At 45.0% G+C, this 653-nt stretch carries 1 protein-coding gene; it reads right to left on the bottom strand.

All coding sequences use genetic code 11. The features are described from left to right. Nucleotides 1-188: 188 nt before the first annotated feature. A partial coding sequence (locus ICN37_RS07530) for a transposase (protein ID WP_216156257.1) occupies nucleotides 189-653 on the bottom strand: 465 nt, incomplete at its 5' end.

Raw genomic sequence — 653 nt, 5'->3', positions numbered from 1 at the left:
CGAGGCTGTGTAAAAACTCAAAACACTTCCATTAATTTCGATTTAGAGCGTGCACACGGGTTTTGGTTTCTCAATAAAGCGCCCTGAGGGGCTCAAGCATCCTGTTTCGGTAAATATTGGTCTTTTATTAACACCTCATAGAGGTGTTAATCAGGCCTGCTTATTACAGATTGAGTAAGGCTCTCGCCTTACGTCGCCATCGCCTTCATTAGATTGCTGCTACCCATGATGTTCATCACTCGTTTAAGGTTGTAAGCCAGGATATGTAGACTCATTTCTGTACTGACGTTCTCCTTGGTTTTGGTTAAGAAGTGCGTTGCCCCCATCCAGCTCTTGAGTGTGCCAAAAGTATGCTCAATCGTGCAACGCCTAATCTTCATCGCATCAGGCATGGCTTCTAGGTTGCCCTGCATTTGATCTAGCATTACTTCATGTTCCCAGCGCTTGACTCTTCTGTTTGTTCCGGTAGTGCACTGAGGCTTTAAGGCACAGGTTTTGCAGCTCGAGCTCCAGTATGCAATCAGATTCTTACCATGCTCCACGGTTTTAAATCGCTCTATTAATGCTTGCCCTGCAGGGCACTCGTATTCATTTTTATCGGGGTGGTAGATAAACGCATTCTTATCAAACAGACCACTAGATCGATTGCTAGA

It is taken from the genome of Polynucleobacter sp. P1-05-14, from assembly GCF_018881675.1.
Classification (GTDB): Bacteria; Pseudomonadota; Gammaproteobacteria; order Burkholderiales; family Burkholderiaceae; genus Polynucleobacter.
This window is presented reverse-complemented; position numbering and strand designations above follow the sequence as displayed.